The organism is Anderseniella sp. Alg231-50 (genome assembly GCF_900149695.1).
In the GTDB taxonomy this organism is placed as follows: domain Bacteria; phylum Pseudomonadota; class Alphaproteobacteria; order Rhizobiales; family Aestuariivirgaceae; genus Anderseniella.
Genome location: NZ_LT703003.1, coordinates 516,142 through 529,492, shown reverse-complemented (window position 1 = coordinate 529,492; position 13,351 = coordinate 516,142). Strand labels below are relative to the sequence as shown.

16 protein-coding genes are annotated in these 13,351 nt (G+C 60.7%); 3 read left to right on the top strand and 13 right to left on the bottom strand.

Annotated features, from left to right (window positions below):
- The first annotated feature begins 98 nt into the window (after window positions 1-98).
- Window positions 99-971 carry a uroporphyrinogen-III C-methyltransferase gene (gene cobA, locus DHN55_RS02610; protein ID WP_108881670.1) on the top strand — a complete coding sequence of 291 codons (873 nt, stop codon included), beginning with the start codon at window positions 99-101 and terminating at the stop codon, window positions 969-971.
- A complete protein-coding gene (locus tag DHN55_RS02605; RefSeq protein WP_108879830.1) occupies window positions 971-2,266 on the top strand; it encodes a cobyrinate a,c-diamide synthase in 1,296 nt (431 codons plus the stop codon). Before cobA ends, DHN55_RS02605 begins: the two co-directional genes overlap by 1 nt.
- On the opposite strand, the gene cobM is transcribed toward DHN55_RS02605, so the two are convergent.
- From cobM to DHN55_RS02565, 8 genes are all read right to left on the bottom strand, one after another.
- Window positions 2,244-3,038: a precorrin-4 C(11)-methyltransferase gene (gene cobM / locus DHN55_RS02600; RefSeq protein ID WP_108879829.1), complete on the bottom strand. Its 795-nt coding sequence runs from the start codon at window positions 3,036-3,038 to the stop codon at window positions 2,244-2,246. The two genes, DHN55_RS02605 and cobM, sit on opposite strands and share 23 nt — an antisense overlap.
- A complete protein-coding gene (cobJ, locus tag DHN55_RS02595; RefSeq protein ID WP_108879828.1) occupies window positions 3,035-4,876 on the bottom strand; it encodes a precorrin-3B C(17)-methyltransferase in 1,842 nt (613 codons plus the stop codon). The genes cobM and cobJ overlap by 4 nt, the downstream gene beginning before the upstream one ends.
- Complete coding sequence (cobI, locus tag DHN55_RS02590; RefSeq protein WP_108881669.1) at window positions 4,863-5,567, bottom strand: precorrin-2 C(20)-methyltransferase; 705 nt, start codon at window positions 5,565-5,567, stop codon at window positions 4,863-4,865. The genes cobJ and cobI overlap by 14 nt, the downstream gene beginning before the upstream one ends.
- Window positions 5,564-6,763 carry a precorrin-6y C5,15-methyltransferase (decarboxylating) subunit CbiE gene (gene cbiE / locus DHN55_RS02585; RefSeq protein ID WP_108879827.1) on the bottom strand — a complete coding sequence of 400 codons (1,200 nt, stop codon included), beginning with the start codon at window positions 6,761-6,763 and terminating at the stop codon, window positions 5,564-5,566. Before cbiE ends, cobI begins: the two co-directional genes overlap by 4 nt.
- Complete coding sequence (locus DHN55_RS02580) at window positions 6,760-7,395, bottom strand: precorrin-8X methylmutase (protein ID WP_108879826.1); 636 nt, start codon at window positions 7,393-7,395, stop codon at window positions 6,760-6,762. The genes cbiE and DHN55_RS02580 overlap by 4 nt, the downstream gene beginning before the upstream one ends.
- Window positions 7,392-8,501, bottom strand: a complete 1,110-nt coding sequence (locus DHN55_RS02575; RefSeq protein WP_108879825.1) for a CbiX/SirB N-terminal domain-containing protein — start codon at window positions 8,499-8,501, stop codon at window positions 7,392-7,394. Before DHN55_RS02575 ends, DHN55_RS02580 begins: the two co-directional genes overlap by 4 nt.
- Window positions 8,498-8,719 carry a DUF6732 family protein gene (locus tag DHN55_RS02570; protein WP_108879824.1) on the bottom strand — a complete coding sequence of 74 codons (222 nt, stop codon included), beginning with the start codon at window positions 8,717-8,719 and terminating at the stop codon, window positions 8,498-8,500. Before DHN55_RS02570 ends, DHN55_RS02575 begins: the two co-directional genes overlap by 4 nt.
- 255 nt (window positions 8,720-8,974) lie before the next feature.
- On the bottom strand, window positions 8,975-10,138 hold the full coding sequence (locus DHN55_RS02565) for a hypothetical protein (RefSeq protein ID WP_108879823.1): 1,164 nt from the start codon (window positions 10,136-10,138) through the stop codon (window positions 8,975-8,977).
- Window positions 10,139-10,457: 319 nt separating this feature from the next.
- On the opposite strand from DHN55_RS02565, the gene DHN55_RS02560 reads away from it, so the two are divergent.
- Window positions 10,458-10,925 carry a DM13 domain-containing protein gene (locus DHN55_RS02560; RefSeq protein ID WP_108879822.1) on the top strand — a complete coding sequence of 156 codons (468 nt, stop codon included), beginning with the start codon at window positions 10,458-10,460 and terminating at the stop codon, window positions 10,923-10,925.
- 8 nt (window positions 10,926-10,933) lie between these two features.
- Here the strand turns inward: DHN55_RS02560 and DHN55_RS02555 are convergent, their stop codons facing one another.
- The 5 genes from DHN55_RS02555 to DHN55_RS02540 form a co-directional block, all read right to left on the bottom strand.
- Window positions 10,934-11,242, bottom strand: coding sequence for a YciI family protein (locus DHN55_RS02555; protein WP_108879821.1), 309 nt, complete (start codon window positions 11,240-11,242; stop codon window positions 10,934-10,936).
- Between the two features lie 43 nt (window positions 11,243-11,285).
- Window positions 11,286-11,393 (bottom strand): hypothetical protein, encoded by a 108-nt coding sequence (locus DHN55_RS22565; RefSeq protein ID WP_443111080.1) that lies wholly within the window; start codon window positions 11,391-11,393, stop codon window positions 11,286-11,288.
- Window positions 11,387-11,725, bottom strand: coding sequence for an SRPBCC family protein (locus tag DHN55_RS02550; RefSeq protein WP_337659846.1), 339 nt, complete (start codon window positions 11,723-11,725; stop codon window positions 11,387-11,389). Before DHN55_RS02550 ends, DHN55_RS22565 begins: the two co-directional genes overlap by 7 nt.
- Window positions 11,722-12,042: a metalloregulator ArsR/SmtB family transcription factor gene (locus DHN55_RS02545; protein ID WP_108879820.1), complete on the bottom strand. Its 321-nt coding sequence runs from the start codon at window positions 12,040-12,042 to the stop codon at window positions 11,722-11,724. Before DHN55_RS02545 ends, DHN55_RS02550 begins: the two co-directional genes overlap by 4 nt.
- Before the next feature lie 128 nt (window positions 12,043-12,170).
- On the bottom strand, window positions 12,171-13,229 hold the full coding sequence (locus DHN55_RS02540; protein WP_108879819.1) for an aminotransferase class V-fold PLP-dependent enzyme: 1,059 nt from the start codon (window positions 13,227-13,229) through the stop codon (window positions 12,171-12,173).
- Window positions 13,230-13,351 lie beyond the last annotated feature (122 nt).

Genomic DNA, 13,351 nt, shown 5'->3' with positions numbered 1-13,351 from the left:
GGGATATGCTGACCTGGTTGGAGGCTAGTGACGCCAGCGTAGCAAACCTGTCGTTTCCTGTCTCGCCAATAGCGATCAATGCGTGTAGTTTCAACAACATGACAACCAATGTAGCTCATATACCCAAACTGCCCGAGGGCGACTGGCCGGTGTTTTCACCCGGCCTTGTCTGGCTGGTCGGGGCCGGTCCCGGAGATCCGGGCCTGATGACGCTGCATGGTCTCAACGCGTTGCAGCAGGCTGATGTCATTGTCTATGACGCACTGGTCGACGAACGCATCCTCGACTGGCGCAAGCCCGACAGTAAAATCGAGTATGCCGGTAAACGCGGTGGCAAGCCGTCGCCCAAGCAGCGCAACATCTCGCTGCGGCTGATTGAGCTTGCGCGTGCCGGAAAACGGGTGCTGCGTCTCAAGGGCGGCGACCCGTTTGTTTTCGGACGCGGCGGCGAGGAAGCCCAGACACTTGTGCAGGCAGGTATTGCCATTCGCATCACGCCGGGAATATCTGCCGGGATCGGCGGGTTGGCTTATGCCGGCATTCCGGCAACCCATCGCGATGTAAACCAGGCGGTGACATTCCTTACCGGCCACGACCAGACCGGGTTGACGCCATCCGCCATAGACTGGGCCGCCATTGCCAAGGGCTCCCCGGTCATCGTCATGTATATGGCGATCAAGCATATCGGCCAGATCTGCGGCAATCTGATTGAGGCAGGCCGTGATCCGTCCGAACCGGTCGCGGTGGTCTCCAATGCCACCTTGCCGACCATGAACGTGCTGGAGACCAGCCTGTCCGCTGCACCTGCCGACATCGTCGAACACGGCGTTGAACCGCCCGCTATTGTCTGCGTCGGCCGTGTCGCCCTGTTGCGCCAGACACTGGACTGGGCCGCGCAACTTGCAGGCCATCAGCCGCGTTCGCTGGACCCGCTTGCTACCGGTCGCAATCTTCTGGAAGACGCGTCCTGATGTCTGCCCGCGGGCTGGTGATTGCCGCCCCGGCATCCGGTTCCGGCAAGACCCTGCTGACGCTTGCCTTGTTGCGCGCCCTGAAAAATCGCGGCCTCGCCGTTGCCGGTGCCAAGTCGGGCCCGGACTATATAGATCCGAAATTTCATGAAGCTGCCTGTGGCCATCCCTCAGTCAATCTGGACGCCTGGGCCATGCCGGCGGAACAGTTGACACACCAGGCCGCCGGGCAACCGGGTGAGTTGCTGATCGTTGAAGGGGCCATGGGAGTGATGGATGGAGCCGGGCCAGCAGGGTCAGGCTCGGTTGCCGACCTGGCGCTCACACTCCGCCTGCCGCTGGTGCTGGTGCTCGATGTTGCCCGGCAGGGTCATTCCGCAGCGCTGCCGGTTGCGGGACTGCGCGCATTGCGCCCGGATCTGCCGGTGGCCGGTGTCATTCTCAACCGGGTCGGTTCACCGCGCCACGAGATCATGGCGCGCACGGCCCTGGCTGAAACCGGTGTGCCGGTACTCGGCGCGATTGCCCGTCATGCCTCGCTCGCCATGCCGGAGCGGCACCTGGGACTGGTGCAGGCAGGCGAGCATGGCGATCTTGAAGCGTTTCTGGAGAACGCCGCCGGTATTGTCGGCAACAGTGTCGATCTGGATGCACTGATTGCCGCCGCAACATCCCTGGCAAAACCGGGCAGCGCAGCGCCGTTGCCGCCACTGGGCCAGCGCATGGCCATTGCCCGTGACATCGCCTTTTCATTCGCCTATCCGCATCTGTTGCAGGGCTGGCGGGCACAGGGTGCGGAACTGTCATTCTTCTCGCCACTGGCCGACGAGCCACCTGCGCCTGACGCAGACGCGGTATTTCTGCCCGGCGGCTATCCGGAATTGCACGGTGAAGTTCTCGGCAAAGCGTCGCGGTTCAAGACCGGACTGCATGCTGCTGCACAATCATGCAAACCGGTTTACGGTGAGTGCGGCGGCTATATGGTACTGGGCAATGCCATCATCGATGCTGACGGGAAGTCACACGAAATGCTGGGATTGCTGCCGGTCGAGACATCCTTTGCGACCCGCAGGCTGAACCTCGGCTATCGCCGCTTTACGCCCCTGGCCGGTGGGCCCTGGGACACCCCCTTGATGGGGCACGAGTTTCACTACTCCACCGTTGTCAGCGAAGCCGGTGCAGACCGCCTGTTCGAGGCCGCAGATGCCTTCGGCGAGAAACTCGCGCCGATGGGATTGAGGTCGGGTTCGGTATCCGGCTCATTCGCGCATATTATTGCGCCAGCTTCTTCTTAGGGGCCTTGGCCCGTGTCCTGACCGGGCGCAGCACATGGGCGTGTGCGCCGTCATAAAGCGCACTGTCGCGGAAGTCGGTTTCGCCCAGTGCCCTGCCGACGAAGATCAGTGCGGTGCGGGTGATCTTGGCGTCGCGCACCTTTTCCCAGATGTCGCTCAGCGTGCCGCGGATGAAATGCTGGTCCGGCCAGCCGACCCGGTAGGCCACCACCGCCGGGCAATCCGCGCCGTAAAGCGGGATCAGCTGGCGTTCGATCTCACGGATATTGCGCACTGACAGGTGGATGGCCAGCGTTGCGCCGGTGCGTCCCAGCGTCGCCAGGTCCTCGCCTTCCGGCATGGCCGACGATTTCATGGCGGTCCGGGTGAGGATGACGGTTTGCGAGACTTCCGGTATGGTCAACTCCTGTCCCATGGCGGCAGCAGCGGCTGCATAGGCTGACACGCCGGGAACAATTTCATAGTCGATGTCATGGTCTTTCAGGCGCCTGATCTGTTCGGCAATGGCCCCGTACAGCGACGGGTCACCGGAATGCACGCGCGCCACGTCTTCATTGCGCTCTTTCGCGGTCAGCATTTCGGCGATGATGTCATCCAGTGTCATCGGTGCGGTGTCACGCACCAGCGCGTCCTGCGGTGCGCACGCCACAACCGCTTCAGGCACCAGCGAACCGGCATACAGGCACACCTTGCAGGCCTCAATGATGCGGCGGCCCTTGACGGTAATCAGGTCCGGATCGCCGGGGCCTGCTCCAATGAAATAGACTTTCATGATGCTTTGCTTTCTTTGGCGTCAATGCGTTTCGCATAACCGCGCGGGGTGTACATGCGGGTGCCGGCGGCTCCGGCGCCATGATCGCCTGTCTTGAAGGCTTTGGTGTTCGACGATCCGACCAGCACGACGGTCAGCATGTCGACCTCGTCGACTTCAAGTGTCGCCAGTGTCCGCTGTTTCAGCGCCTCGTCCGGGCGTCCGAGATTGCTGGCCAGCAGCACCGGTGTATCCGTGGGCCGGTGCTGCAACAGAATGTCCCTGGCTTCCGCCAGCAGCGTGCGTCGTTTCATGGAAACCGGGTTGTAGAAAGCGATGACGAAATCTCCCTGTGCAGCCGCATTGAGCCGCTTGATGATATCGTCGCGCGGCGTCAGCAGGTCCGACAGGGAGATGGTGCAGAAGTCGTGACCCAATATGGCACCGGCGCGTGCGGATGCTGCCTGCAGGGCCGATATGCCCGGCGCATTGGTGATTGCCACCCGCTTTGCGGCATCCGTTACGCCGCCGTCATTTTCTGCCCGGTCCATCAGCTCCATGACCAGCGCACCCATGGCGTAGATGCCGGCATCGCCGGAACAGATCAGGGCGACATGCTTGCCTTCCCCGGCGCGTTCAAGCGCATAGCGGCAGCGGTCTTCCTCTCCGCCCAGCGGGAAGTCCTGGCGCGGCTTGCCGGCGGCAAGCGGTCCGAGCAGGTCGATGTAAAGTCCATAGCCAACCAGCTCATCAGCCTGTGCGACCAACCGTGAGGCTTCCGGCGTACGCCAGTCTGCAGCGCCCGGGCCGATGCCGATGACCGACAGCGATCCGCGCACCCGAGATGGCAACGCCTCGTCAACGATGAGAGCCGCGGCGCAGGTGGCATTCGCGGTTTTTGCCTTCTCGATCAGCAGGCCGGAGGATTTGCCTGCCGCCGCCAGCGCGGCGCCTTCCGCCACGCCATGGCATCCGACTTCAGCAAAAACCAAGTCTGACGGATTGGCCAGCCGTGGGCTTTGCGCCTCCAGATCGGTGGCCGAATAGAAATTGGCGGCAACACCGAGATTGCCTGCCAGCACATGAACCGCAGCCTCGTCGGCTTTCACGTCAATGGACCAGACACCTGCCACCTCATGAGGCGACCGGCCCGCATCGCTCAATGTCTTGTGCACCAGTGCGATCATCTCGTCCGGGTCGCACCCGCGGGCACACCCGACACCGAGTGCCAGGCACTGCCGGCGATAGGTCAGGGCTTCGCATCCTTCGACTTCCAGCACAATTGGTGCGTCGGCATCGGGTGCTGGAAAGGCATCTACCGTCTCCAGATTTGAAATGGACGCCAACCAGTCCGCCGCTCCTGAAAGCCTTGCAGGCTTGCTTGCCAGCAGCCCGGCCATGGCCCGTTTGGCATCAAGCGGGTTTTCCAGGCGCCAGCCCTCCGGCGGGTTGTCGAGTGCCACACCGAGGCGCACGTCGCCTGCCGTGGTAAGGGCAGCATGGCCGCCGAGGGTGTCGGCTATCGCAAGCGCCAGCCGGTTTGCACCATGGTGACCGCCAAGCAACGGCACTGCGCTCGACCCGTCTTCCGCCACGGCGACAACCGGCGGTTCATGCCATTTGTCCGATACCAGCGAGCCAATGCTGCGAATGAGAATACCGGCGGCACACACGCCGATGATGGCGTGTCCGGCTGCAAACAGCGCGCGCAGGTGCGGGCCCACGTCTTCAATGGCCGCATCGGTTGTCCCGGCAGGGTTGCGGCCATGCAGCTGTGCTCCCAGCGCATCGGCAATCTTGCGGGCCGTGGTTTCCGCCGAGGGTGTGAAAAACACCACTATTGGATCAGGATTTTGCATAAGGGTCCGTTCCACCAATCAGGATCATCGAGAAATAGGGCGCCTTGTCGGGCGCGTTTTCCAGGGCTGTCACGGTTTGCTGCGGCAAGGAGGCATGCGAGACATACATGGCGCGGCCTGTAAGGCCGAGCTCGTCAATGATCTTGCGGACCTTGGCCAGGTGCCGGCCGACTTTCATGATGACCGCTGCACCTGACGCCTGCAACCGGTCGCGCAGCAAGGCCTCATCGACCGGTGCCGGGATCACGGTCAGGATTTCGTTGCGCGCGCACAAGGGCCGCGCGGCCATCCCGGCGCATGCCGTCATCGATGTGACGCCCGGCACGATCTCGGTCTTGTGGCGTTCCGCCAGCCGTCCGAACAGGTACATGAACGAACCGTAGAAGAACGGGTCGCCCTCACACAGGACCACGACATCGGTGCCGTCATCAAGGTGCTTGCTGATGGCAGCAGCCGCCTCGTCATAGACGGTCTGGGCGGGAAACCGCTCGACCCGCATCGGGATCACGATAGGGATTTCGATCGCTTCGTCGCTTATCGACTGTGCGGCGATGGACCGGGCAAAGCTGTCGCCGGTATCAGGGGCTGGATAGGCCACGACATTTGCCGACGTGATCAGCCGGTGCGCCTTGAGCGTCATCAGTTCCGGGTCGCCGGGACCAAGCCCGATGCCATACAAGGTGCCGCTCATCTGGTCATGCTCCATTGCGTTACCGGCATGAACGGTTTCCAGCCGTGAAAGCTGCCGACCGGCTCTGCCCGGGCCACGGAAAGGCGGATCAGGCTGCCGCCGTGACGGTCATGGCAGGCTGTCAGAACCTGCTCGCTTTCCAGCGTGACGGCATTTGCAACCATCCGGCCATGTGGTTTCAACACCGACAGACAGGCATCAACAGTTTTGCTGCTCAACCCGCCGCCGATGAAAACAGCATCGGGTGCATCAAGTCCGGCCAGACCGTCGGGTGCCAGGGCATCGATCAGGTGCAGGTCCGGCACCCCGAGCCTGATCGCATTGCGTTGCGCCATGGCTCGCCGGTCATCATGCGGTTCGAGCCCAACGGCCCGGGACCGGTCTGCCGTTCGCATCCACTCGATCGCCACTGATCCGCAACCGCAGCCGATGTCCCACAACAGTTCACCGGACCGCGGTGCCAGCCGCGACAGGGTGACGGCCCGGATTTCAGACTTGGTCATCTTGCCGTCGTGCTCGAAAACATCATCCGGCAGGCCCGGGCCGCGCGGCAAAACCTTTGTGCCGGTATCGGCGACGCATTCGATACACAGCGTATGAAAATCCGCCGGTCTGCCTGACCAGTCTGCTGCGCTGCCTTCAATCCGGGCCTCATTCGGTCCACCCATGTGCGACAGGGCCGTGATCCGGGAGTGCCCAAAGCCGAGTTGCACCAGCAATTTGGATAGTTGCTCCGGCGTTTCGGCATCCTGCGTCAGCACGATAAGTTTTGCACCCGGTGTGACAGCAGGACCGACGCTCTGCAGCGGCCGGCCATGCTCGGTCAGCTTAACAGCGTCCTGCAACGCCCAGCCCATGCGGGCGGCCGCCAGCTGGAAGGCCGAAACATGCGGGTGGATGCACACATCATCTGCCGTGAAATGCGATGCGATTTTTATACCTGCCGAATACCAGGCAGGGTCACCCGTAACCAGCACGCAGACCTGCTTGGTCCGGCGTTTTTCGATCTGCTCGATCATGGCATCAAACGGGCTTGGCCACGTCAGGCGCTCGGCCTGCACTGCTTCGGTAAGGGCATGATGACGGGCCCCGCCAATCAGGACATCGGCGCGTTTCACCGCTGCCTGCGCTGCGCCCGACAGGCCTGCAAATCCGTCTTCACCGATGCCGACTATGTTCAGCCACGCCTTGCTCATCGGCCGTCTCCGGCCAGACCAAGCGACAGGGCGTTTACGGCAGCCGATGCCATGGCTGATCCGCCACGCCTGCCGCTGAGTGTGATGAACGGCACGCCGCGCGGGTTGGCGGCAAGCTCGGCCTTGCTTTCCGCAGCTCCGATGAAACCTACCGGAAACGCCAGGATGACAGCCGGTTTCGGCCAGCCCTGATCGAGCAGTTCAAGCAGGTGAAACAGGGCTGTCGGCGCGTTGCCGATGGCGACTACGCTGCCGCCCAGATGCTCTTGCCACAGCTCGACGGCAGCGGCAGACCGTGTGTTGCCGATGCGCTGTGCAATTGCTGCGGTCTCCGGATGGCCGATGGTGCTGACGATGTTCGCTTGCGCGGCCAGTCCTCGCCGGATAATGCCGCTGGCAACCATTTCCACGTCGCACAGAATGGACGCGCCTGATGCAAGCGCCGTCCGGCCGGCTTCAACGCAATCGGCCGTACAGGCAATGTCTTCTGCTATGTCTGTCATGCCGCAGGCATGGATCAGCCTCACCACCAGGTCGGCAGTGTCTGCAGAAAACCGTCCCAGCTGCGCTTCCGACCGGACGGTCTGGAAACTCAGGTCATAGATTTTCGACGGTTCGCGTTCATAGATCACTTGTCGTCCTGCTTCATGTGCTTGCGCACACTTTCTGGCCCATGCGGATGGGTGGCATGGGGGTAGGGCGGATGATGGTGATCATGGTCATGATCGTGCGAGTGATCATGCGAATGATCATGGTCGTGATGGTGGTGGTGATCATGCGCGCCATCCAGCCGGCAGGCACCGGTGCAGAACGTGTCACACAGCTTGCAGTCGGCCACGTTGGAACCCGGTGCGGATGCGCCCTGGCCTTCGACATGATGGTGATGGCTTTCCTGCGGCATGCCGACTTCGGCTTCAAAACCCAGAACCTGTGCACGATACTTGCACAATGCGCAGTTCATGACGTTCTGGCCTTCGAGAATTTCCGTCACCCGTTCGGCAAAGGTTGCCAGGACCTGCGGGTGGTCATTCAGGTACCCTGCCTTGACGAAATCAATGGTCGGATTTGCCTTGGCCACCAGATCGGTGAAGCCGTAGATGCGGTCGATCAGAATGCCGGTGAACAGGAAATACGGAAACACCACGATGCGCTTGTAACCGAGCTTTGCAGCATGTTCCAGGCACGGTTCGACCAGCGGGAAGGTAACACCCGAATACCCGACCTCGCACCAGCCGAACCCCATGCCTTCCCACAATATACGGGCAATCTTGGAGACATTGGAGTTGGCATCCGGGTCCGACGCCCCGCGTCCGATCACAACCAGGCAGGTCTCCGACAGCGGTACGTCGCCATTGTCGGCATTGGCCTTGTCGACCGCCTCCTGAACCCTCTCCGAGGCGGCAAGGATCATCTTCGGATCAACACCCAGCTCGCGGCCATACTGGACCTTGAGGTCGTGGGTCGCGCCATAGGTATTCAGTACGGACGGAATGTCGTTCTTGGCGTGCATGGCGGCAAACAGCATGCCGGGCACCGCCAGAATGTGATCGCACCCTTGTTCACGCAGGCTGTCGAGGCCGTCTCGTATCAGCGGGTTGGCAAATTCCAGATAACCGTATTCGACCGGCCAGTCCGGCGGCAGGTAGTCGGGCAGTTTTTCGGCAAGCACGGCAAACTCGTCCACTGCTGCCTGGCTGCGCGAACCGTGACCGCAGATCATGACGCCGACCTTGCTCATGATGAAGCCTCCTCGGTCTCTTCCCGTTTCGGCTTCCGCTTCTGTTTCAGTTTGCGGGCGGCCAGGGCAGCGGCAATGGCTGCAGCGGCGCCAAGTGCTGCGATACCGGCAAGGTGACCGTGGCCGGCAAGCTCACCAACATGGCCAAGATGTGCGTTTGCAGGGCTTGCCATGGTGACTAGCCCGCCAAGGAAAATTGCTGTCTGGTAAAATTTCATCTCGTGACTTGCCTTCCTGCCCATACGGTTCACATCAACGATGGCAGGCTATCAGGCGTCACAGGCCGGTAGGCGCAATTTCCAGCGCTATTATCCGGTCGTCTGACGATAATCCTCATCTGCTCCTGAATTGGGTCAGCAGACGTAAAAGGATTTTCCGTTCAAGCCAAAAAGGCATCGTCTTGAGCAAAGGCTAGCAGACCGGTGTGGTGGCGACAAGACGGCAAGCGACGTTTCTGGTCGCGGCAGCGTTTTTTACTCCGCAGAGCTGGTCACCAGTATCTGGCTGTCGCCCTTCGGCAGGCCGATCCCGGATTTCAGCAGATTGAGATGAGCCAGGAAGGTGTCGATCTTTCCGACTTCCAAATCCTGCAGCGCCAGTTCGGCTTCCAGCACCGCGGCACGGGTGTGAGCAGACAGGGAAGACTCTGCACCGGTCGCTTGAGAGGAGTGGTCGCCTGCGGCCTTTAGTTCCGCGGTGATCGATTTCAGGTGCGCGATGTGAGCCAGAAACTGTTGCTTGAGTTTCTGTTGTTTCGAAATCTCCAGATCAATCGTCCGCCTGGAAACCAGCAGTCGAAACCTGGCATCGAGCCTGCTCAGTTCGGCCGCTGCCAGCGCAGGCATGCTTTGATGGAGTGACGGCGTCAGTTGATCAGCCTGTTCCCAGACCTCGCCGGGAGCAGCGCTTGCAGGCGAAGCCGCGGCTTGCTCGCTGGCCGCCAGGGTGTGCTGGCTGGTGGCTTTGACCGGCGCTATGAAACTGCCCGATGCCAGTGATACGGCACTGATGGTGCCCAGGCACAGGAAGGCTGAGGCTGCAGCCGCTATGACCGGTCGCGTGACAAAACGCCCCGTCAGCTGGGTCCAGTAGTGGTGCAGGGATTTGCGGCGGATTCCGTCGGCGATTTCCTGCAACCCACTGCGGTATCCGGATAGCTTCGCGCCAATGTCGTATGAACCTGTTTCAGCTGCGACAACAGGTGGTGCAAGAATGTTGATCATGGCCGCGACGGGCAGGCTGACGGGCGCGGGGACTTTCGCGCGCTCAAGGACGGCATCTATCACCTGCTGCGACGTTGCCGGGCTGGACAGCACCTGATGCACGCCGTCAATGGTTTCGATTTCAGCTCGGCTGGCCTGTGGGGCGACAACGATCAGGTGCTTCACCGTCTTGACACCTGCCAGCAGAACCAGTTTCAGGCCGCGACTTTCCGTCGGCAGGGACTGATCGACCACTGCGCACTCGACATCATTGTTTTCTATGTACATGAGCAGGTCATCGATTGACCGCATGTGACGCGCGCGCACCGGCACATCGTCTTCCATGATTGCATCACTCACCTGCTTCATGGCAGCGCCGACGAAGATGGTCTCGATCACCCGAGACGGGTTTTTTGTGCTGGTTTGCGTGGGCATTTTGCGCCGTTCCCTTGTAGTCATCAACGTTCATGGACAAGCTGCCATGACTGCCAAATTCCCGGACACATTGGGCTGAATCATTTGTTAAGAGGTAAATTCAATTTTTAATTAACCGGTTTCGGCGGCTTTGTTGAATTCATGCTTAACCCGGTCCTAAAAATCAGGGTTAAGCAACCAATAACGCGGTCCGGACAGCTGTTTCTCAGGCACGGTCTGCAGGCGGAGTTTGGGTCTCCCGCAGCACCACAATTGTGACATCCCTATCGGCATGATACGGGTTCGGCCTGAGGTCTTGATTTCGAGTTAGGAGCCGTCTATGCGCTGGATCGTATTGTCCGCCACCCACATCGCAGTGCTGGTCATCGGCTTTGCGCTCGGGGTGTATGCACTGCCCATTCTCACCGCACCTGCGAGCCTGGACAGGGAAATGCTGGCGACGACCGCCAAGGACGCGGTTTTCAAGGCCAGTTTCACCCGTGACCTGAAGGGAAGCGATTTCCTGCATTGGGGCGAAGGCAGTGTCAGCCTGACGCCGGGCAAGATTGTTCATGAAGGCGACCTGGCACCGGGCCCGGACTACAAGTTGTATCTCGTCAAGGAGTTCGTTGAAGACGAAGAGCAGTTTAATGCAGTCAAGCCCGACGCGCAGCTGATCGGGGATGTGAAAACCTTCGACGGTTTTCTCCTGGACGTGCCGCAGGGCGTGGATGTCGGGTCATACTCGACCGTTGTTGTCTGGTGCGAAGCGTTCGGTGAGTTCATAACGGCAGCCAAATATCAATAGCCCGCCGGTTACATCGCCATCGTTTCAGCGATTTCAATACTGCCGTGCTCAATATGAGGGCAGCCCCTGGCCATCTCGATGGCTGCATCCATGCTGTCAGCCTCAACAAGCGAGAAACCGGAAAGCGGATTTGAGCCGCCATCGTCTGTGACGCCGGAGGAGGTGACCGTGCTGGACTTGCCGACCGGATGGCCCGGATTGACCACGGCCTTTCCGAGGCCGGCCATCCAGGCTTCCCATCTGGCCATGAGTTTTGCGCCTTCGTAAGGGTCTTCCGGCATTTTTCCGCCGTGATAGGCAAAAATGAACTGGGGCATCTGGTGTCTCCTTTCTCGGGGTTAAAGCAGGTGACGGCCGGCCCTAAGACTGCAATTCCGGGAACTGTTCCAGTTTCCGCAGCGACGACGTCCATCCCAGTTTGTGGTTGGCGGCAGCTTCGTCATCGGCAAGGCCGGAATGGGTCAACACAAACAGGGTGCCGCCGTCGCTTTTCGGACGGACTTCAAACAGCACCCGGGTTTCGTAGCCGCGTTGATCCTTGCGTCATGCCAGCCCCAGGTGAACTCGACGGACTTCGGGGGGTCGACGGCGACCACCTCTCCGCTCATCTTGTGCAGCGCGCCCTGGGAGTTGACCAGCGTCGATGACCAGGCGCCGGGCCGGGACAGGTCCAGGTTGTGTTCTTTCATGCTGACCCCCTCCGGGCCCCACCATTTCAGCAGATGGTCGGTCTGGGTCACGAAGGCGAAGACCTTTTCAGGGGCAACGGGAAATGTCCGCTCGATTTTCAAAATACTCATTGGTCATCAGCTTTCTGCAACAAGGCAGTTTCCAGCCGGTCGAGGCTGCCCTGCCAGAATTCGCGATAGGTCATTGCCCACTCGCTGATAGACTGCACCGCATGCGGGCGGACCGAGTACATGCGGCGCTGCTTGTCGATGCGCTGTTCGATAATGCCGGCTTCACGTAACACTTTCAGGTGGCGCGAAATGGCGGGCGGCGAAATGCTGCCGACGTTCTGCAGGTTTCCCGCTGGCAGTTCGCCTTCCTTCAGCAGTTTTTCGACGATCGCAAACCGCGTTGCATCGCCGAGCGCGGCAAAGGTGTCGTGGATCATGGGTTGTGTTTCTTTATTTTTAAATTAGGTTAATTAACATAAATAGAAAATAAGGATTGTCAACCTGGCAATCGCGGTGGCTGCCGTGAATTCACAAGTCTCGGAAATGTGCTGGCGGGTCAGGTGCTTCAGCTTGCCCTGAGCAAATCGAAAACCGCATCAATGTCGTCCGTGCTGTTGTAGACGTGGGGGCTGATGCGCATGATCGCGTGGTCTGCCTTGCCGGTTTCGGATGCCGGTTCATCCTGCCCGGCGTCTGGCCACTTGATGTGAATGCCGGCCTCGTTGAGCGCGTTTTGCAGGCGTTCGCGCCGCTGTGACGGGACATAAACCGAACAGGCACCGGAAATCGGCGGTGCTTCGCCGAGCGGCATCACGTCGTCTTGCAGGGCAAGCGCATGGGCATGCCGGGCGAGGCTTTGAACACGGTGTTCAATTTTTTCTACAGACTGCAGTGTCGCCTCCTTTATGGCGGCGCCAAGGCCGAGCCGAAGCGCTATGTTTGCATCAAACGGTTCGACTTCCTTGATCGAGAACCCGTGCCTGTCCGGGTCGGCAATCCACAGCACGGCAGTGCCGCGCGGACCGCGCAGCCATTTCCGGCATGTTGCGACCAGCACGTCACAGCCCATTTGCGATACATCTATAGGAGTTTGTCCAAGCGCCTGTGCGCCATCCACGATCACAAGGGTGTTTTCCGGACGGGGCAATGCGCCGATGGCTTCAACCGGATACCTGAGCCCGGCCACGCTGCTGATATAGGGGGTGAAAACAGCCGCGACGTCTTCGTCGATGCAGGCGGACCAGGCTGCCAGATCCGGTGCTGAAAGGTTCAGTTCGGGCAGGGTTTCAACCGTGCCGCCGGCATTGTCTGCCAGCACCCGCAAGGCGGCAATGTTCTCTCCCCATTCATGGGGCGCTACCAGCAGTCTTTTGCCTGCAATGGGAAGCCGGGCAACGATAGACAGCCAGCTTGAAAACGTGGTTGCGGCCAATCCAACCGTGCCTGGTGATGCCGAGATGAGGTGTTCAGCCCTGGTTCTGACATCTGACAGCTCGTCAGCAACTGCCTGCAGGGCCGCAAGCGGGCCAAGCTCCAGTTCCAGGTCGAGATGCGCCCGCATGCGCGCGACGGTGTCTGCAGACGGCAGGCCGTGGCTGCAGGCGTTCAGGTATATCTCATTCATCCGGCACTTCCGTTCGAACAAAAGCAACAACTTGCGAAGTTGGCGCGGATTCGAACATCCAGTCAACGCCGTGAGCTCCGGGAAACTGCAGGGTCAAATGGGGCAATGGACCCGAAGGGTGA

Bases quoted from the DNA above. Each gene is read 5' to 3' on its own strand.
- cobA (WP_108881670.1), top strand. From the start codon at position 99: ATGACAACCAATGTAGCTCATATACCCAAACTGCCCGAGGGCGACTGG.
- DHN55_RS02605 (WP_108879830.1), top strand. From the start codon at position 971: ATGTCTGCCCGCGGGCTGGTGATTGCCGCCCCGGCATCCGGTTCCGGC.
- cobM (WP_108879829.1), bottom strand. From the start codon at position 3,038: ATGAAAGTCTATTTCATTGGAGCAGGCCCCGGCGATCCGGACCTGATT.
- cobJ (WP_108879828.1), bottom strand. From the start codon at position 4,876: ATGCAAAATCCTGATCCAATAGTGGTGTTTTTCACACCCTCGGCGGAA.
- cobI (WP_108881669.1), bottom strand. From the start codon at position 5,567: ATGAGCGGCACCTTGTATGGCATCGGGCTTGGTCCCGGCGACCCGGAA.
- cbiE (WP_108879827.1), bottom strand. From the start codon at position 6,763: ATGAGCAAGGCGTGGCTGAACATAGTCGGCATCGGTGAAGACGGATTT.
- DHN55_RS02575 (WP_108879825.1), bottom strand. From the start codon at position 8,501: ATGAGCAAGGTCGGCGTCATGATCTGCGGTCACGGTTCGCGCAGCCAG.
- DHN55_RS02570 (WP_108879824.1), bottom strand. From the start codon at position 8,719: ATGAAATTTTACCAGACAGCAATTTTCCTTGGCGGGCTAGTCACCATG.
- DHN55_RS02565 (WP_108879823.1), bottom strand. From the start codon at position 10,138: ATGCCCACGCAAACCAGCACAAAAAACCCGTCTCGGGTGATCGAGACC.
- DHN55_RS02560 (WP_108879822.1), top strand. From the start codon at position 10,458: ATGCGCTGGATCGTATTGTCCGCCACCCACATCGCAGTGCTGGTCATC.
- DHN55_RS02555 (WP_108879821.1), bottom strand. From the start codon at position 11,242: ATGCCCCAGTTCATTTTTGCCTATCACGGCGGAAAAATGCCGGAAGAC.
- DHN55_RS02550 (WP_337659846.1), bottom strand. From the start codon at position 11,725: ATGAGTATTTTGAAAATCGAGCGGACATTTCCCGTTGCCCCTGAAAAG.
- DHN55_RS02545 (WP_108879820.1), bottom strand. From the start codon at position 12,042: ATGATCCACGACACCTTTGCCGCGCTCGGCGATGCAACGCGGTTTGCG.
- DHN55_RS02540 (WP_108879819.1), bottom strand. From the start codon at position 13,229: ATGAATGAGATATACCTGAACGCCTGCAGCCACGGCCTGCCGTCTGCA.